Origin of the sequence: Pseudomonas sp. NPDC079086 (assembly GCF_044542155.1) — a bacterium.
GTDB lineage: Bacteria > Pseudomonadota > Gammaproteobacteria > Pseudomonadales > Pseudomonadaceae > Aquipseudomonas.
The window spans coordinates 277,127-295,405 of the sequence record NZ_JBITTY010000004.1; the positions used below are offsets into that span (position 1 = coordinate 277,127).

At 62.3% G+C, this 18,279-nt stretch carries 18 protein-coding genes; all 18 read left to right on the top strand.

The genetic code is table 11. The features are described from left to right. Positions 1 to 146: 146 nt before the first annotated feature. The 18 genes from putA (at position 147) to ACIGEK_RS19435 (ending at position 18,270) form a co-directional block, all read left to right on the top strand. Entirely contained in the window at positions 147 to 4,088 is a 3,942-nt protein-coding gene (putA, locus tag ACIGEK_RS19350; protein ID WP_397494868.1) for a trifunctional transcriptional regulator/proline dehydrogenase/L-glutamate gamma-semialdehyde dehydrogenase, read from the top strand. A 533-nt stretch (positions 4,089 to 4,621) separates the two neighbouring features. Next, positions 4,622 to 6,139 carry a F0F1 ATP synthase subunit beta gene (gene atpD / locus ACIGEK_RS19355; protein WP_397494869.1) on the top strand — a complete coding sequence of 506 codons (1,518 nt, stop codon included), beginning with the start codon at positions 4,622 to 4,624 and terminating at the stop codon, positions 6,137 to 6,139. Continuing rightward, a complete protein-coding gene (locus ACIGEK_RS19360; RefSeq protein ID WP_397494870.1) occupies positions 6,120 to 6,524 on the top strand; it encodes a F0F1 ATP synthase subunit epsilon in 405 nt (134 codons plus the stop codon). Before atpD ends, ACIGEK_RS19360 begins: the two co-directional genes overlap by 20 nt. Continuing rightward, positions 6,521 to 6,856, top strand: coding sequence for an AtpZ/AtpI family protein (locus ACIGEK_RS19365; RefSeq protein WP_397494871.1), 336 nt, complete (start codon positions 6,521 to 6,523; stop codon positions 6,854 to 6,856). The genes ACIGEK_RS19360 and ACIGEK_RS19365 overlap by 4 nt, the downstream gene beginning before the upstream one ends. After that, a complete protein-coding gene (locus tag ACIGEK_RS19370; protein ID WP_397494872.1) occupies positions 6,849 to 7,178 on the top strand; it encodes an ATP synthase subunit I in 330 nt (109 codons plus the stop codon). Before ACIGEK_RS19365 ends, ACIGEK_RS19370 begins: the two co-directional genes overlap by 8 nt. After that, entirely contained in the window at positions 7,169 to 7,858 is a 690-nt protein-coding gene (locus tag ACIGEK_RS19375) for a F0F1 ATP synthase subunit A (protein WP_397494873.1), read from the top strand. The genes ACIGEK_RS19370 and ACIGEK_RS19375 overlap by 10 nt, the downstream gene beginning before the upstream one ends. Positions 7,859 to 7,900: 42 nt before the next feature. Further along, on the top strand, positions 7,901 to 8,191 hold the full coding sequence (locus ACIGEK_RS19380; protein ID WP_397494874.1) for a F0F1 ATP synthase subunit C: 291 nt from the start codon (positions 7,901 to 7,903) through the stop codon (positions 8,189 to 8,191). Positions 8,192 to 8,194: 3 nt separating this feature from the next. Beyond that, a complete protein-coding gene (locus ACIGEK_RS19385) occupies positions 8,195 to 8,968 on the top strand; it encodes a F0F1 ATP synthase subunit delta (RefSeq protein ID WP_397494875.1) in 774 nt (257 codons plus the stop codon). Further along, positions 8,965 to 10,548: an alternate F1F0 ATPase, F1 subunit alpha gene (locus tag ACIGEK_RS19390; RefSeq protein ID WP_397494876.1), complete on the top strand. Its 1,584-nt coding sequence runs from the start codon at positions 8,965 to 8,967 to the stop codon at positions 10,546 to 10,548. The genes ACIGEK_RS19385 and ACIGEK_RS19390 overlap by 4 nt, the downstream gene beginning before the upstream one ends. Further along, positions 10,545 to 10,913, top strand: a complete 369-nt coding sequence (locus ACIGEK_RS19395; RefSeq protein WP_397494877.1) for an HPF/RaiA family ribosome-associated protein — start codon at positions 10,545 to 10,547, stop codon at positions 10,911 to 10,913. The genes ACIGEK_RS19390 and ACIGEK_RS19395 overlap by 4 nt, the downstream gene beginning before the upstream one ends. Next, entirely contained in the window at positions 10,910 to 11,821 is a 912-nt protein-coding gene (locus ACIGEK_RS19400; RefSeq protein WP_397494878.1) for a F0F1 ATP synthase subunit gamma, read from the top strand. The genes ACIGEK_RS19395 and ACIGEK_RS19400 overlap by 4 nt, the downstream gene beginning before the upstream one ends. 133 nt (positions 11,822 to 11,954) lie before the next feature. Beyond that, a complete protein-coding gene (locus ACIGEK_RS19405; RefSeq protein ID WP_397494879.1) occupies positions 11,955 to 12,212 on the top strand; it encodes a hypothetical protein in 258 nt (85 codons plus the stop codon). After that, entirely contained in the window at positions 12,209 to 13,678 is a 1,470-nt protein-coding gene (gene arcD, locus ACIGEK_RS19410; RefSeq protein ID WP_397494880.1) for an arginine-ornithine antiporter, read from the top strand. The genes ACIGEK_RS19405 and arcD overlap by 4 nt, the downstream gene beginning before the upstream one ends. A gap of 48 nt (positions 13,679 to 13,726) precedes the next feature. Next, positions 13,727 to 14,947 carry an arginine deiminase gene (gene arcA / locus ACIGEK_RS19415; RefSeq protein WP_397494881.1) on the top strand — a complete coding sequence of 407 codons (1,221 nt, stop codon included), beginning with the start codon at positions 13,727 to 13,729 and terminating at the stop codon, positions 14,945 to 14,947. Between the two features lie 24 nt (positions 14,948 to 14,971). Further along, positions 14,972 to 15,970: an ornithine carbamoyltransferase gene (gene argF / locus ACIGEK_RS19420; protein WP_397494882.1), complete on the top strand. Its 999-nt coding sequence runs from the start codon at positions 14,972 to 14,974 to the stop codon at positions 15,968 to 15,970. Positions 15,971 to 15,989: 19 nt separating this feature from the next. After that, on the top strand, positions 15,990 to 16,919 hold the full coding sequence (arcC, locus tag ACIGEK_RS19425; protein ID WP_397494883.1) for a carbamate kinase: 930 nt from the start codon (positions 15,990 to 15,992) through the stop codon (positions 16,917 to 16,919). A 101-nt stretch (positions 16,920 to 17,020) separates the two neighbouring features. Continuing rightward, positions 17,021 to 17,968, top strand: coding sequence for a DnaJ C-terminal domain-containing protein (locus tag ACIGEK_RS19430; RefSeq protein ID WP_397494884.1), 948 nt, complete (start codon positions 17,021 to 17,023; stop codon positions 17,966 to 17,968). Continuing rightward, the gene (locus tag ACIGEK_RS19435) at positions 17,965 to 18,270 is read left to right on the top strand and encodes a chaperone modulator CbpM (protein ID WP_397494885.1); all 306 of its coding nucleotides are present in this window, start codon (positions 17,965 to 17,967) and stop codon (positions 18,268 to 18,270) included. Before ACIGEK_RS19430 ends, ACIGEK_RS19435 begins: the two co-directional genes overlap by 4 nt. Positions 18,271 to 18,279: the final 9 nt, after the last annotated feature.

Consider the following 18,279-nt stretch of genomic DNA (forward strand, 5'->3'; position numbering starts at 1 on the left):
CCTTGCGCCTTCTGAGGTTTAATCTCTCGCCAGATTTTTTGTGACCCGCCACCCTTGGCGGCCACCCCTCGGGGCCGTCGCGGGGCGACGTCCAAAATTGCTCCCGGTGATTATTTGCCGTGCTCCAGCTCATACAGGACAAACCAATGGCTACCACTACCCTTGGCGTAAAGCTCGATGATGCAACCCGTGATCGCCTCAAGCAGGCTGCGCAGTCGATTGACCGCACGCCGCATTGGTTGATCAAACAGGCGATCTTCAATTATCTGGAGCAGATCGAGGGTGGGTTGACCCCGGCTGAGCATTCGGGCCTGGCGGCTGTCGCTGGCGAAGAGTCGGTTGAAAGCCTGACCGAGCAAGGCCTGCAGGTGTTTCTCGATTTCGCCGAAAGCATCCTCCCGCAATCGGTACTGCGGGCGGCGATTACCGGCGCCTACCGCCGTCCGGAAACCGAGGCCGTGCCGATGCTCTTGGAGCAGGCGCGTCTGCCTAAGGACATGGCCGAGGCCAGCAACAAACTGGCTATGAGCATTGCTGAGAAGCTGCGTAGCCAGAAGAACGCCGGCGGCCGTCAGGGCCTGGTGCAGGGGTTGCTGCAAGAATTCTCGCTGTCGTCGCAGGAAGGTGTGGCGCTGATGTGCCTGGCCGAAGCGCTGCTGCGTATTCCGGATAAGGCCACGCGCGACGCGCTGATCCGCGACAAGATCAGCAACGGCAACTGGAGCCAGCACCTGGGCAACAGCCCGTCGATGTTCGTCAACGCTGCTTCCTGGGGCCTGTTGATCACCGGCAAGCTGGTGGCCACGCACAACGAAGCTGGTTTGGTGACTTCGCTTAACCGCATTATCGGCAAAGGCGGAGAGCCGCTGATCCGCAAGGGCGTGGACATGTCCATGCGCCTGATGGGCGAGCAGTTTGTCACCGGTGAAACCATCGCCGAAGCTCTGGCCAATGCCACCACTATGGAAGGCAAGGGATTCCGTTACTCCTACGACATGCTCGGCGAAGCCGCGCTGACCGACGAAGATGCCAAGCGTTACCTGGCGTCCTACGAGCAGGCCATCCATGCCATCGGCAAAGCCTCTCACGGCCGTGGCATCTACGAAGGCCCGGGCATCTCGATCAAGCTTTCGGCGCTGCACCCGCGCTACAGCCGCGTGCAGTACGAGCGCGTGATGGACGAGCTGTACCCGATCCTGCTCGGCCTGACCAAGCTGGCCAAGCACTACGACATCGGCCTGAACATCGACGCCGAAGAAGCCGATCGCCTGGAAATCTCCCTCGATCTGCTTGAGCGCCTGTGCTTCGACCCGGCCCTGACCGGCTGGAACGGTATCGGCTTTGTGATTCAGGCCTACCAGAAGCGCTGCCCGTATGTGATCGACTATGTGATCGATCTGGCCAAGCGCAGCCGTCACCGCCTGATGATCCGCCTGGTGAAAGGCGCGTACTGGGACAGCGAGATCAAGCGTGCCCAAGTCGAAGGCCTGGAAGGCTACCCGGTGTATACCCGCAAGACTTACACCGACGTGTCCTACATCGCCTGTGCGCGCAAGCTGCTGGCCGTACCGGAAGCCATCTACCCGCAGTTCGCCACCCACAACGCCCACTCGTTGTCGGCGATCTACCAACTGGCTGGGCAGAACTACTACCCGGGCCAGTACGAATTCCAGTGCCTGCACGGCATGGGGGAGCCGCTGTATGAGCAAGTGGTGGGCAAGGTTGCCGATGGCAAGCTGAACCGTCCGTGCCGTATTTACGCGCCGGTGGGCAGCCATGAAACCCTGCTGGCTTACCTGGTGCGTCGTCTGTTGGAAAACGGCGCGAACACCTCGTTCGTTAACCGCATCGCCGACCACAGCATCTCGATCAAGGAGCTGGTGCTCGATCCGGTGCAGCAAATTGAACAGATGGCCGCGCAAGAAGGTGGCCTCGGCCTGCCGCACCCGCGCATTGCCCTGCCGCGCGCCCTGTATGGCGATGCGCGCTTGAACTCCGAAGGTATCGACCTGGCCAACGAACACCGCCTGGGTTCGCTGTCCTCGGCGCTGCTGAGCACCGTCAATACCGCTTACAAGGCCATGCCACTGCTCGGCTGCGATACGCCTGAACTGGGTGAGGCGCAGCCGGTACGCAACCCGGCGGATCATCGTGACATCGTCGGGCACGTGCATGAGGCCAGCGAGCAGGATGTAAAAAACGCCGTGCTTTGTGCAGTGTCCAGCGGGCAGATCTGGCAGTCGACCCTGCCGGCCGAGCGTGCCGCCGTACTGGATCGCGCCGCGGACCAGATGGAAGCTGAAATCCAGCAACTGATGGGCCTGCTGGTGCGCGAGTCCGGTAAGACGTTTGCCAACGCCATCGCCGAAGTGCGCGAGGCGGTGGACTTCCTGCGCTACTACGCGGCGCAGGCGCGTAACCACTTCAGCAATGACAGCCATCGCCCACTGGGTCCGGTGGTGTGCATCAGCCCATGGAACTTCCCGCTGGCGATTTTCAGTGGTCAAGTGGCCGCTGCGCTGGCAGCCGGCAACACCGTGCTGGCCAAACCGGCTGAGCAAACGCCGCTGATCGCTGCGCAAGCAGTGCGCATCCTGCTGGAAGCCGGCGTGCCTGCCGGTGCCGTGCAGCTGCTGCCGGGCCGTGGCGAAACCGTGGGTGCCGGCCTGATCGGCAGCGAGCGCGTGCGTGGGGTGATGTTTACCGGTTCCACCGAAGTGGCTGGAATCATCCAGCGCAACCTCGCTGGTCGCCTGGATGCTCAGGGCCGCACCATTCCGCTGATTGCTGAAACCGGTGGCCTCAACAGCATGATCGTAGACTCCTCGGCACTCACCGAACAGGTGGTGGTCGATGTGGTGGCCTCAGCCTTCGACAGCGCCGGTCAGCGTTGCTCGGCGTTGCGCGTGTTGTGTGTGCAGGAAGATGTGGCGGATCGGGTGATCAACATGCTCAAAGGCGCCATGGCTGAGTACAGCATGGGCAACCCGGAGCGCTTGAACACAGACATCGGCCCGGTGATTGATGCCGAAGCCAAGGACAATATCGACCAGCACATCGCAAAAATGCGCGAGAAAGGCCGCAAGATTTTCCAGGCGGCGCGCAGCAATGGTGATGACATCAAGCGCGGCACCTTTGTCACGCCGACGCTAATCGAGCTGGACAGCTTCGATGAAATGACCCGTGAGATCTTCGGCCCGGTACTGCACGTGGTGCGTTATGCCCGTGCGGACCTCGGCAAGCTGCTGCAGCAGATCAACGACAGCGGTTATGGCCTGACCCTGGGCGTGCACACACGCATCGACGAAACCATCGCCCAGGTGGTTAACAGCGCCAAAGTCGGCAACCTCTACGTCAACCGCAACATGGTTGGTGCCGTGGTGGGTGTGCAGCCGTTTGGTGGTGAAGGCCTCTCTGGTACCGGCCCGAAAGCCGGTGGCCCGCTGTACATGTACCGCCTGCTGGCAACCCGTCCGCAGGACGCAGTGGCCAAGCAGCTGCAGCAGGAAAACGGCGACATCACCCGTCCGGCTGCGCAGGCCAAGGTTATCCAGGCGCTGCAGGAATGGGCAGCAACGCATGAGCCGAGCCTGTCCGCGCTGAGCGCGCAGTATGTTGAGCTGGCGCAGAGCGGCACCGTGCAGATGCTTACCGGCCCAACCGGTGAGCGCAACAGCTATAGCTTGCTGCCGCGTGAGCACGTGTTGTGTCTGGCCGATGAGCGTAGCGATCTATTGGCGCAACTGGCTGCCGTGCTGGCTGTGGGTTGCCAGGTACTGTGGCAGGAAAGCACGCTGACTCAGGAGCTGTTTGCCACGCTGCCTAAGGCTGTGCAGCAGCGGATTACCGTGCTCAACCAATGGAGCAGCAGCGAGACGGTGTTCGACGCGATCCTGCACCACGGCGACTCCGACCAGCTGCGTGAAGTCTGCCAACTGGCCGCTCAGCGCCCTGGCGCAATCATCGGTGTGCATGGTTTGCACAAAGGCGAGACGGATATTCCGCTGGAGCGCCTGCTGATCGAACACGCACTGAGCATCAACACCGCAGCGGCCGGCGGCAACGCCAGCCTGATGACCATCGGCTAACCACCTCTAGTCACGCTGCACCGAGCATCCTGCCCCGACCGGTTCGCCGGTTGGGGCAGTTAGCAACACCGGCTTACCGCCACCCCCAGGTACTTTGCCCAAGTGCCTGATGCTGCACTGCAGCGCCCGTCGTACATCCGGCAACGGAGGGTTACCCGCCCGGTACGATGCGTTTCTTCCCTTCTGGCATTTCGATGCGATGCACCGGCTTACCCGGCTGGTGCAGAAACGGAGCTACTCGCTCCGTTTCAAATCGATCGCCCAACCCTCGCCCATGCAATCCAAGCCCAGTTACTGGCTGTCAGCAAGACGACAGTGAACACTGCCTGATAACAACGTCTCAGTTTTTACATGCCTGATCTAGCGGCGTGCTGCCTGGCTGTGTGCGACTTGATCACGCGAGCGCAAGCCTGTGTTCGCTACCGCACTGAGCCCTAGGGCTTTTGCGCGCAGGATGGGAATCTTCCTGGTTGGGTGCGTTTGACCTGCACTTGTCCATGGCCCGAGTACGAAGTTTGATGAGAGGCGCCGCAATGACGGAACGTCGAGTCCAGGTCAATGCGTATGCGGCCGACGTCGGCAGGGTGGTTGCGGTTCGCGGCAGTGTCATCGACATGCGCTTCGATACTGCGCTGCCGGCTGTGCATACCTTGCTGCGAGCCGGCGAAGGCGGGCGGGTGGCGATTGAGGTGCTGGCTCAGCACGACGCCAATCATGTACGCGGTATTGCCCTGACGCCTACTCAAGGGCTGGCGCGCGGCATGCCGGTGCAGAACACCGGCGGGCCATTGCTGGCACCGGTCGGCAAGCCAATCCTCTCGCGCATGTTCGACGTTTTCGGCAACACAATCGACCGTGAGCCTGCGCTTGAGGGCGTGCAATGGCGTTCGGTGCACAGTCAGCCGCCGCCCTTGGTGCGCCGCTCGACGCAATCCGAAATATTCGAAACCGGCATCAAAGCCATCGACGTGCTCACCCCGCTGGAGCGCGGCGGCAAAGCCGGCTTATTCGGTGGGGCGGGCGTCGGCAAGACGGTGCTGCTGACCGAAATGATCCACAACATGGTCGGCCATCAGCAAGGCGTGAGCATCTTTTGCGGCATCGGCGAGCGTTCGCGCGAAGGCGAGGAGCTATACCGCGAGATGCAGGCCGCTGGCGTGCTACCCAATATGGTGATGATTTTCGCGCAGATGAACGAGCCGCCTGGCGCGCGCTTCCGTGTTGGTCATGCGGCGCTGACCATGGCCGAGTATTTCCGCGACGATGAGCACCGCGATGTGCTGCTACTGATCGACAATATTTTTCGCTTTATCCAGGCCGGTTCGGAAGTCTCCGGGTTGATGGGGCGGATGCCGTCGCGCCTGGGTTATCAGCCGACCATGGGCACCGAACTGGCGTCGCTGGAAGAGCGCATCGCCAACACCGACAGCGGCGCGATCACCTCGATCCAGGCGGTGTATGTGCCCGCGGACGATTTCACCGACCCGGCGGCGGTGCACACCTTCTCTCACCTGTCGGCGTCCATCGTGTTGTCGCGCAAGCGCGCCAGTGAAGGGTTGTTTCCGGCCATCGACCCGCTGCAATCCAGCTCGAAGATGGTCACGCCGGGCATTGTCGGCGAACGCCACTATCGGCTGGCGCAGGCCATTCGCCGCACGCTGGCGCAGTACGCCGAACTCAAGGACATCATCGCCATGCTCGGCCTGGAGCAGTTGTCGCCCGACGACCGCAAAGTGGTGGCGCGGGCGCGGCGGATTGAGCGCTTTCTCACTCAGCCGTTCTTCACCACGGAACAGTTCACCAATATGAGCGGCAAGCTGGTCAGCCTGGCCGATGCGCTGGATGGCTGCGAACGCATCCTCGCCGATGAATTCAAGGACCTGCCCGAGAGCGCGCTGTACATGATCGGCGCGGTGGATGAAGCCACAGCCAAGGCCAAGTCGAGCGCTCAAGCCAAGCCCGAGGCAAAACCAGAGCCCGACGCCAAAGCAAAACCCGCAGCGAAGCCAGAGCCCAGCGAGGAGCACGCGCATGCCGTTGATGACGCTTAAGGTGCTGCTGCCATTTGCGGTGTTCGCCGAGGAAACCCGCGTGTCGCGCATGGTTGTGGAGACCGCGCAGGGTTCTTTCGGCCTGCTGCCGCAGCGTCTCGACTGCGTGGCCTCCTTGGTGCCCGGCATCTTCAGTTTCGAGAGTGAGGCGCAGGGTGAGGTGTTCCTCGCCTTGGACGAGGGCGTGCTGGTTAAGACTGGCCCGGATGTGCTGATTTCCGTGCGCCATGCGCTGCGTGGTACAGACCTGGCGCATCTGCGGGATGCGGTGGAGCAGGAGTTCCTCACCCTGGATGAGCAGGAACAAGCCGTGCGCGCTGCGATGGCCAAACTCGAAACGGGCTTTATGCGGCGCTTCGCCTCGCTGCGCGAACGTTCCTCATGACTCAGGAAACCAAACGCACGCCGTCTGCCACCCCCGGTCTTGCCGAGCAAGTGGGTGCCAAGGCGACGCGCAAGCTCAAGGCACGGCGCAATGGCGCGCCCGGCGTCTGGTTCGGCCTCGGCATGATGGGTTTGATCGGCTGGTCCGTCACGGTGCCGACCCTGCTGGGTGCGGTGCTCGGCCTGTGGCTCGACCAGCGCTATCCCGGAGGCCGCTCCTGGACCCTGGCGCTGCTGATGGCGGGACTGACTATCGGCTGCCTGAACGCCTGGCATTGGGTCTCGCAGGAAGACCGCGCCATGCACACCGAACAGGAGAACCACGATGACTGACTACTGCAGCCTGGCCTTGGCTGGCGCGTTACTGGCCGGCGTCACGCTGGGCACGATCTTCTTCGGCGGCCTGTGGTGGACGGTACGACGCGGCGCAGTTTCGCCGACACCGACACGCTGGTTCCTCGGCAGCCTGGTGTTGCGCAGCGCCATCGTGCTGGCTGGTTTTTATGCCGTGGGGGCAGGGCAGCCGTTGCGGCTGGGCATGTGCCTGCTGGGCTTCGTGCTGGCGCGGGCCATTGTCATGCGTACAACCCGGCCTCGTTCTACGGTTGTGGCGAAAGTCGGCCTGGCAACCGCTGGAGAACCGCCATGCGCTTGACCCCCGATCAGTGGGTTTTCTGGGAGTACGGCTTTATCAAGCTGAACGCCACCATTGTCTTCACCTGGGCGCTGATGGCTGTGCTGGTGCTGGGCGCGGCGCTGATTACCCGGCGGCTCGCCACGGGCCATCAACGTTCGCGCTGGCAAAACCTGCTGGAAATCGTGGTGACGGCGATCATGGGGCAGATCAAGGATGTTGGCCTGCAAAACCCGCGGCGCTACCTGGGCTTTCTCGGCACGCTGTTTCTGTTTGTCGCCGCTGCGGCGTTGGCCACGGTGATTCCCGGTTACGAGCCGCCGACCGCATCGCTATCGACCACCACGGCGTTGGCCCTATGCGTACTGGTAGCGGTGCCGCTGTTTGGTATTTCCGGCGAGGGGCTAAAGGCTTACTTGAAATCCTATGTGCAACCCACGCCGATCATGCTGCCGTTCAACCTGATCAGCGAAGTCTCGCGCACCCTGGCGCTGGCGGTGCGGTTGTTCGGCAACATGATGAGCGGCGCGATGATCATCGCCATTCTGCTGTCGATTACGCCTTTTGTGTTTCCCATCGTGATGACGCTATTGGGCCTGCTGACCGGCATGGTGCAGGCCTACATCTTCACCATCCTCGCGGCGGTATACATCGCCGCCGCCACCCGCAGCAGCCGAGCTGGAAAACAACCCGCGGCCTGAGCCGGGGGCCACTTTTTATCCATCTACCCAAAGGCATACCTTATGGACGCGCTCACCTGGATCGCCATTATTTCCATCATCATGGCTGGCCTGACCACGGGCTTCGGCACCATGGGCCCAGCGCTGGCCGAGGGTAAAGCGGTCTCCGTTGCGCTCACCGCGCTGGCGCAGCAGCCGGATGCATCTGCCACCATCACCCGTACCTTGTTCGTCGGCCTGGCGATGATCGAGTCGACGGCGATTTACTGTTTTGTGGTGTCGATGATCCTGATTTTCGCCAATCCGTTCTGGAATGCGGCGGTGGCTGCAGCCGCCCTGGCGGCAGGCAAATAGACCGTGCTTATCGACTGGTTCACCGTCGGCGCACAGCTGCTCAACTTCATCATTTTGGTCTACCTGATGAAGCGCTTTCTCTATCAGCCAGTGCTCGACGCGATTGCCGCGCGCGAAGCGAAAATCGCCGCCGAGCTGGCCGATGCCGCTGCGACCAAGACCAAGGCGCATGCGCAGCAGCGCGAATTCGAAGAGAAGAATCAGGCCTTCGATGAACAACGCGCCGGCTTGCTGAGCAAGGCCACCGAGGCCGCCAATACGGAACGTGAGCGCTTGCTGGCTGAGGCGCGCAAAACGGCCGAGGCAGCGAGTGCGGCGCGAACGAAAACACTGCAGGCCGACACTCAGGCGCTGCACGGTGAAATCGTTCGGCAGACGCAACAGCAGGTGTTCGAGATTGCCCGGCGGGTGATGAGCGATCTGGCTGACGCAAGCCTGGAGCAACGCGCCTGCGCGGTGTTTATCCAGCGCTTGCAGGCCGTCGATGGCGAGACGTTGGCCGCTTTGAGCACAGCCCTTAAGGCCACCTCCGCCGAGGCTCCGGCCATGTTGCGCAGCGCCTTTGACTTGCCTGCCGAGCAGTTGGCGACGATTCAGGCTGCGCTGGATAAAACCTTTGGCCAGGCGATTGCGCTCAAGGTCGAGACCGCACCTGGCGTGGTCAGCGGTATCGAACTCAGCGCGCAAGGGCAGAAGCTGGCCTGGAGCATTGCCGGCTACCTGACCAGCTTGTCCGCCACGTTGAACGAGCATCCCGCTGAAGCGGGGGCAGCATGACCACGGCCAGCCGCGACAACAGCCTGCGCAGCGTCTATGACCGCGCCTTCGTCTGCATTCAGCAGAGCGTGCAAACCTTCAGCGCGCAATTATTGCCGCGCGAGGTGGGGACCATCGTCAGCGTCTCCACCGGCATCGCACGGATTAACGGTTTACCGAATGTCGGTTTCGAGGAGCTGCTGCTGTTTCCCGGCGGTCTGTCGGGCATCACCTTTAACCTCGATGAGGACGGCGTCGACGTGGTGTTGCTCGGTGACTACGCGCACCTGCATGCCGGTCAGGAGGTGCAGCGCAGCGGCCGGGTGATGGACGTTGGCGTCGGCGATGCGTTGCTCGGCCGGGTGATCGACCCGCTGGGGCGAGCGCTGGATGGCCTTGGCCCTGTACGGACCGAACAGCGCCTGCCCATCGAGCGCCAGGCCGCGCCGATCATGGACCGCGCACCGGTAACCGAGCCATTACAGACTGGGCTCAAGGTGCTCGATGCGTTGATACCCATTGGGCGCGGTCAGCGCGAATTGATCCTCGGCGACCGCCAGACCGGCAAAACCGCCATTGCCCTGGACGCCATCTACAACCAGCGCGACAAGAACGTGCTCTGCGTTTACTGCGCCATCGGCCAGCGCGCTTCGGCGGTGGCCAAGGCGGTGGCGAATCTGCGCGCCAAGGGCGCATTGGCCTACACCGTAGTGGTGGTGGCCGAAGGCAACGAAGCGCCGGGGTTGTCTTATATCGCGCCCTACGCCGCCACCAGCATTGCCGAGTATTTTATGGAGGCCGGCCGCGATGTGCTGATCGTTTATGACGACCTTACCCACCACGCGCGGGCTTACCGCGAGCTGTCGCTTTTACTGCGCCGCCCGCCGGGGCGTGAGGCATTTCCGGGCGACATCTTCTATATCCACTCGCGCATGCTCGAACGTGCCACCCACCTCAACGACGCGCGCGGTGGCGGCTCGCTGACGGCGCTGCCGATTATCGAGACCGAGGCGCAGAACATCTCGGCTTATATCCCGACCAACCTGATTTCCATCACCGATGGGCAGATCGTGCTGTCGCCGTCGCTGTTTGAGCTGGGCGTGCTGCCGGCCATCGACGTCGGCCAATCGGTCTCTCGGGTTGGCGGCAAGGCGCAGCGCGCGGCTTATCGCGCGGTGGCCGGCGACCTCAAGCTGGCTTACGCGCAGTTCGAGGAGCTGGAAACCTTCGCCCGCTTCGGTGCCCGGCTGGATGAAGACACGCGGCAATCCATCGAACACGGCAAACGCATCCGCGCCTGTCTGGGCCAGGGCGAATTCTCGCCGGTCTCGGTGCCTGCGCAGATCGCCATCTTGCTCGCCCTGAATACCAAGCTGTTCGACGCGGTACCGCTTGAGCGTATGGCGGCGGCCCAGCAGGCGGTTGAAGATGCCGCCAATGCCTTGCCCGATGAGCTGCGCACGCGCCTGAGCGGTGTCGATAAATTGACCGACGCTGACCGTGAGCAGGTCAGCGCTGCGGCCCGTCAGGCGCTTGCCGCCTTTTCCAGCACCGACGACGCCAGCCCCGGCGCCAATACTGCAGCCAAGGAAACCCCATGAAAATCCAGATCAATACCGACAATCACATCGACGGCAGTGCCGAACTGTCCGCGCACATCAGTGCCACGGTCGTGCACGCGTTGCAGCGCTTTAGCGAACAACTCACCCGCGTGGAGGTTCACCTCAGCGACGAGAATGGTGACAAGAGTGGCCAGCATGATCAGCTGTGCATGCTTGAAGCCCGCCTCAAAGGGCGCGATCCGGTGGCCGTGACCGAGTTCGCCGCCACTCAGGAGCAAGCCGTGCATGGCGCCGCGCAGAAGATGGTGCATCTTCTGGATAGCACGCTTGGTCGGCTGAACGCCCGTCGCGGTAAATCGCCCGAAGTGCCGTTGCCTGCTAGCGAAGCCACGCCAAGCGAATGACTACCACCCTGATCGCATTGCGGCGGCAGATTGGCAGCGCCGGGGATCTCAAGTCCGTGGTGCGCACCATGAAGGCCTCGGCGGCGTCGGCCATCGGTCAGTATGAGCAGTCGGTGGCGGCACTGGCGGACTACGCCCGCACGGTCGAACTCGGCCTTGCTGTGAGCCTGCGCGCGGTCGATCCACAAGGCGCACAGCGGCAGGCGCCCAACACAACCGTCGCCGACGCGGTGGTGCATGCCATCGTATTTGGCTCCGACCAGGGGCTGGTGGGGCGCTTTAACGAGGTAGTGGTTGAGCATGCGTTGGCGCAGTTGCCGCCCGCAGCCGATGCGAAGACGGCAGTAAAAGTCTGGGCAGTTGGCGAGCGCGTGCAGGCGCGCCTGGTCGATGCAGGCATAGCCCTTGAAGGTTCATTTGCGGTGCCGGGGTCGGTGGAACTGATCACCCAACTGGAGGGGCAAATTCTGCTGACGGTTCGGCTGCCTGACGACCCCGCGATGAGTGCAATGCCGCGCGCCACGCTGCTGCTGTTTTATAACCGCCCCAGCGAGTCCGGCTACGGCCCTGTGAGTCAGCGCCTGCTACCGCTGGACGCCGCGTGGCAGAGCGAGTTGGCTGGTCAGCCCTGGCCCACGGCGCAATTGCCAGAAGTGCTCGGCAACCCTGCGCCAGCATTGCAAGCCTTTATCCGCGAGCACCTGTTTGTCTCGTTGTTTCGCGCCAGTGCCGAGTCGTTGGCCAGTGAAAACGCCAGCCGGCTTGCCGCCATGCAGCGCGCCGATCGCAATATCGGAGAGCTGCTGCAGGAGCTGCAGGCCAGCTTTCATCAGTTACGCCAAGCCAGCATCGACGAGGAACTCTTCGATGTGATCGCCGGCTTCGACGCGCTGCAGCCAAACAGCTGAAACACAGCATCTAGAGCCACTGCGTGCGCTGTCGAACAGACGGCGCAGTGAGGGGCGCACAGACTGGGGATGGAATTAAGGCCAACCCACGGCGGTATGCCGTGACTGGTAATCCTCTGCAAAGGTACTTGCTATGACCCAGCCTCTCTCCGACGTTTACCGCTACATCGTCAAGGAGCTCGCCCCCAGCGCGCACAAACCCGAGGAACCCGCGCTCAGTATCGTTTGCGATCCCATTAACGTGGCGGGCGAGCCGAGTGTCAGCGGCACCATCACCCTGCATTTGCACGATGGCACCACCCAGGCTGAGGCGCAGGAAATGGCCAGCACCCTGCAGGCCAAGGTCAAAGCGTTGTGTCATGTGCAGGCTGTTGTGGACGGGGTGGTATGAACAGCACCCATACACCGCCTGTAACCGCGTTAACGGTCACGGAAGATCCAGCCACGCAAGCTCCGCCCAAACTGGGCCTAAGCCTGCTGGTGGCGTTGGTGGTTGGCTCGATCATCGGCAGCGGCATCTTCGGTTTGCCGCAAAACATGGCTTCTGGCGCCAGCGCTGGTGCCATCCTGACCGGTTGGACCATCACCGGCATCGGCATGCTGCTCTTGGTGCGGGTCTACCAGATGCTGTCCATGCGCAAACCCGAACTCGACAACGGCGTCTACGCCTATGCCCGCGCCCTGTCAGGTGAGTACGTCGGTTTCAACTCGGCCTGGGGTTACTGGGTCAGCGCCTGGATCGGCAATGTCGGCTATTTGGTCGCGGCGTTCGGCGCGCTGGGGTACTTCTTCCCGGTGTTCGGTACAGGCAATTCACCAGCGGCCATCGCCGGAGCCTCAATCGTGCTGTGGGTCATCCATCTGCTGGTGCTGCGCGGTATTCAAGGCGCTGCGGTACTGAATGCAGTGGTCACCCTGGCCAAAATCGTGCCGCTGCTGCTGTTTATCGCGCTGGTGGCCATTGCCTTCAAGGTGGACACCTTCAGCCTGAACTTCTGGGGCGATGCCAGCCTCGGCTCGGTGCTTGACCAGGTCAAGAGCACCATGCTGGTGACGGTCTGGGTATTCATCGGCATTGAGGGCGCCAGTGTGTATTCGGCGCGAGCACGCAAGCGTGAAGACGTGGGTCGTGCCACAGTCATCGGCTTTCTGATCTGCCTGCTGCTGTTGATGTCGGTGTCGCTGCTGTCGCTCGGGGTATTCAACCAGCCGACGCTGGCCGGCCTGAAAAACCCGTCGATGGCCGGCGTGCTGGAAGAGGCTGTAGGAACCTGGGGCGCGGTATTGATCTACGTCGGCCTGATTGTATCGGTCGGCGGCGGCTTCCTGGCCTGGATGCTGCTGGCAGCAGAATCCCTGTTTACTCCGGCTGGCGGCGGCGTGATGCCGAAGTGGCTGGGGCAGACCAACGACAAACACGTGCCGGCCAATGCCCTGTGGCTCACCAACGGCATGGTGCAGCTGTTCCTGATTCTGACGCTGTTTTCCGAGGCGTCTTATCTGGCGCTGATCTCGCTATCCACTGCGATGATTCTGCTGCCTTACCTGTTCAGCGCCGCTTACGGCCTGTTGCTGGCATGGCGCGGCGAGGGCGTCAAAGCGGCCATCCAGCGTGCTGACGTGCCCATCGCGGCGTTGGCCACCGTTTACTGCTTGTGGCTGCTGTACGCCGCCGGATTCAAGTACCTGCTGCTAAGTGCCCTGCTGTATGTGCCCGGGGTGGTGCTCTACGCCTGGGCGAAGCGTCAGCGTCAGGAGCGCGTGTTCACCCCTTGGGAGTGGGCCATTCTGGCCGCACTGGTGGTACTGGCCGGTGTAGCCGCCACGCTGCTGATCATGGGTCGACTCGGGCTGTAAGCGCTTTACATTTTCCATCTCCGTATTTGTAAACAGGAAATCAATGTCATGACGACCCAAGGTTTGCATTCTGAAATTGGCCGCCTGCGCCGTGTACTGGTGTGTCGCCCCGGTCTGGCACAGCAGCGGCTGACCCCGCTCAATTGCCGCGATTTACTGTTCGACGATGTGCTCTGGGTCGGCCAGGCACGCAATGATCACGATGCCTTCACCAATGCCATGCTCAGCCGCGATGTTGAAGTGCTGGAGCTGCATGATCTGCTGGCCACTACCATGGCCAATCCAGAGGCGCGCACCTGGCTACTGGATCGCAAACTTGCCTCTGGCACTGTCGATACGGAGTTGGCGCAGCAGCTACGGCCCTGGCTAGAAGAGCTGCCGCCCATGCGTTTGGCTGAACACCTGATCGGCGGGCTGGCGCGCGCCGAGTTGCCGTTTGAGCCCGAAGGGCTACTGGCCCGCTATGCGGCTGCGAGCGACTTCCTCCTGCCGCCTCTACCCAACACCCTGTTCAGCCGCGACAGCAGCTGCTGGATCGGCCAAGGCGTGGTGCTGTGCTCGATGTTCTGGCCCGCCCGCCGTCAGGAAACCCTGCTGACTGCGGCGGTCTACCGTTTTCATCCACTGTTTGCCGGCAAAGTCACAACCTGGTGGGGTGACCCCGATGTCGATCATGGCGGTGCGACCATGGAGGGCGGCGATGTAATGCCGCTGGGTCATGGCGTGGTGCTGATCGGCATGGGCGAGCGCACCTCACCGCAGGCAGTCAGCCAACTGGCCCGCGCCTTGTTTGCTCAGGGCGGCGCTACCCACGTGCTGGCGGCGCAGATCCCCAAGTCGCGCGGGGCTATGCACCTGGACACGGTATTCACCTTCTGCGATGTCGACCTGGTGACCTGTTTCCCCGAAATGGTCGACGCGATTCGCGTGCACAGCCTGCGACCAGGCGAACGCGAAGGCAGCCTGGATGTGCGCACCGAGAGCAAACCCTTCCTTGAGGTCGTAGCCGAAGCACTGGGCCTGGCCAAGCTGCGTTCGGTCGCCACCGGCGGCGACGCCTGGCAGTCCGAGCGCGAGCAGTGGGACGACGGCAACAACCTGCTGGCACTCGCTCCGGGCGTGGTCATGGGTTACTCGCGCAATACCCACACCAACACCTTGCTGCGTAAAGCGGGCGTCGAGGTCATCACCGTTTCCGGTTCCGAGTTAGGTCGCGGCCGCGGTGGCAGCCACTGTATGTCCTGCCCGATCGAGCGCGACGCGCTCTGATTCCTCAAAAAACGAGAGCACCCTATGAGCTTCAACCTGCATAACCGCAGCCTGCTGGCACTGAAGGACTTTAGCCCGGATGAGATTCGCTACCTGCTCGATCTGTCTGCCGAGTTGAAACGCGCCAAAGCAGTCGGCAACGAAGTGCCCCGTTTAAAGGGTAAGAACATCGCCCTGATCTTTGAGAAGCCCTCAACACGCACCCGCTGTGCGTTCGAGGTCGCCGTGCATGATCAAGGCGGCCATGTCACCTGCCTCGATTCCGGCACCTCACAACTGGGGCACAAGGAGTCGCTGAAAGACACCGCCCGCGTGCTCGGGCGCTACTACGACGGCATTGAGTACCGTGGTTTCCACCAGAGCGTGGTTGAGGAGCTGGCGCTTTACGCCAAGGTACCAGTATGGAATGGCCTGACCGATGAGATGCATCCCACGCAGATTCTCGCCGACCTGCTGACCATGCAGGAATTCGGTGAAAAACCGCTGCACGAACTGAGCTTCTGTTACCTCGGCGATGCCAGTTTCAACATGGGCAGCTCGCTGCTGGTGGGCGGCACGCTAATGGGCATGGATGTGCGCATTTGCTCGCCTGCCGATCTGCAACCGCCCGTTGAACTGGTGGCGCAGATGCGCGAACTGGCGGTCAAGACCGGTGCGCGCATCACCTTGGAGATCGACCCACTCAAGGCTGTGGTCGGTGCGGACTTTCTCTACACCGACGTGTGGGTCTCGATGGGCCAGGACGACGCGGTGTGGCAGCAGCGTATCGACAAATTGCTGCCCTATCAGGTGACCACGGCGCTGATGCAGGCCACCGGCAAGCCACGCGCTAGGTTTATGCATTGCCTGCCCGCCTTCCACAACCTCGAAACCGAGGTGGGCCGCGAGGTACACGCAAAATATGGCCTGAGCGAAATCGAGGTCACCGACGAGGTGTTCGAGTCCGACGCCTCCATCGTCTTCACCCAGGCCGAAAACCGTATGCACACCATTAAAGCTGTGCTGGTGGCGACTCTCGGATGATGCCGCGCGGAGCTGACTTATGAGAGTTGTCGTGGCCCTGGGCGGCAATGCATTGCTGCGCCGCGATCAGCCGCCGACAGCGGAAAATCAGCTGGCGAATATTCGCCGCGCTGCTGCCCAATTGGCCCGCGTGGCCGAACACCACGACTTGGTACTGACCCATGGCAACGGCCCGCAGGTGGGGCTGTTGGCCCTGCAGGCGGCGGCTTACATTGACGTGGAGGCCTACCCGCTGGACGTTTTGGGCGCGCAGACCGACGGCATGATCGGCTACCTGCTTGAGCAGGAACTGGCCAATCTGCTCCCAGCAACGCGGGCGATTACCACGCTGATCACCCGTGTAGAAGTGGATGCGCAGGACCCGGCCTTCGGCCACCCGAGCAAACCCATCGGGCCGGTCTACACCCAGTTAGAGTCCGAGCGTGTGGCTGCTGCCAAGGGCTGGACCATGGCGGCGGACGGCGCTTCGTTCCGGCGCGTGGTGGCTTCGCCCCAGCCGCTGCGTGTGCTCGGGATACAGGCCATCCGCTGGTTACTGGAGCGTGGCGCACTGGTGATCGCGGCCGGCGGCGGTGGTATCCCGGTGGCGCGCAAAGGCGAGGGCAACGATCTACATGGTGTGGAAGCGGTCATCGACAAAGACCTGTGCAGCAGCCTGCTCGCACGCGAACTACACGCCGACGTACTGGTTATTGCAACTGACGTGGCTGCGGTCTACCTCGACTGGGGCCAGCCGACACAACGCGCCCTCGGCAAGGTCACGCCACAACAACTGAGTGAGCACGCTTTTGCCGCTGGCTCGATGCAACCCAAGGTTGAAGCTGCGCGGGCCTTTGCTCTTGCCACCGGCCAGCGTGCGGTGATCGGCTCGCTTGAGCAGATCGAAGCGATGCTCGCCGGCCATTCCGGTACGCAAGTGTGCTCGGCAACAGGCAAAGCGACTCCGTGAGTAAGCAATGCCAACTCTTTTGATCTCCGGCAAAACGTTGGGCACCGATCAAGCGTTTACTGGTGCAAGCAACGTGTCGGTAGACGACCCAAGGTGGCTCGATGGACTTCAAGGATTACTACAAGGTGCTCGGGCTTGAGGCGGGTGCAGATGACAAGGCCGTGAAGACGGCCTACCGCAAACTGGCGCGCAAATACCACCCAGACGTCAGCAAGGAAGCGGACGCGGAAAACAAGTTCAAAGAAGTCGCCGAGGCCTATGAGGTGCTGAAAAGCGCCGAAAAACGCGCCGAGTACGATGATCTGCGCAAATACGCCGAGCAAGGCCGGCCCTTTGATCCGCCACCGGGCTGGCAGCCACCAGGCCATGCAGGTTTCGCCGGAGGTGGCAGCACTGGCAGTGAGTACTCCGAGTTTTTCGAGTCGCTGTTTGGTGGCGCTGGACGTTACCAGGACGCAGGCCGCAACCGCGCGCGCAGAGGTCAGGATGTTGAAATGACCCTGCCGCTGTTGCTGGAAGAAACCCTGGCAGATGAAACCAAGACAGTTGCTTTTCAGCTCCCGCAATACAGCCCAGATGGTCAGCCCTTGCCGGCTATCAGCAAGACCTTGAGCGTGAAAATTCCACCTGGGGTGAGCAATGGCGAACGTATTCGCCTAAAGGGCCAGGGCGCGCCGGGTGTAGGCGGTGGGGCGAATGGCGATTTGTATCTGCTTATTCAACTGGTGCCCCATCCGCTGTTCGACGTTGAGGCGCACAACCTTATCCTCACCGTGCCTCTGGCGCCCTGGGAAGCCGTGCTGGGCAGCCAAATCACGGTGCCGACGCTGAACGGCAAAATCAGCCTGCGCGTACCCGCCAACACACAAGCGGGGCAACGGTTGCGGATCAAGGGCAAGGGGCTGCGTAACAAAGCCGGTGAGCCGGGTGACCTGTATGCGCTGTTCAAGATCGTCATCCCGGCTCAAGCCGACGAGCCTGTGCGTGCGCTCTGGGCGCAACTGGCCGAGCAAGCCGCTTTCAATCCGCGCGCGCAGTGGAGTCAGTGATGAGTAGCCAGACCCTGCAATTAAACATTCTCGAACTCTGCCTGTGCGCCGAGCTGCCGCAGACGGTTGTGCTGGAGATTGTCGAACACGGCATCGTCGAGCCCAGCGGCCCAACACCTGAGCAATGGCTGTTCGACGCCAGCGCCCTGGCCATCGTCAAGCGGGCGTTTCGCTTGCAAGCCGATCTGCAAATTGAATGGGCCGGTGTTGCCCTGGCGTTGCAGTTGCTCGATGAGCTGGAGCACCTGCGCGCCGAAAACAGCCACCTACGCAGGCGCCTGAGCCGTTTCGAGCAACCGTAGCCCGCAAGG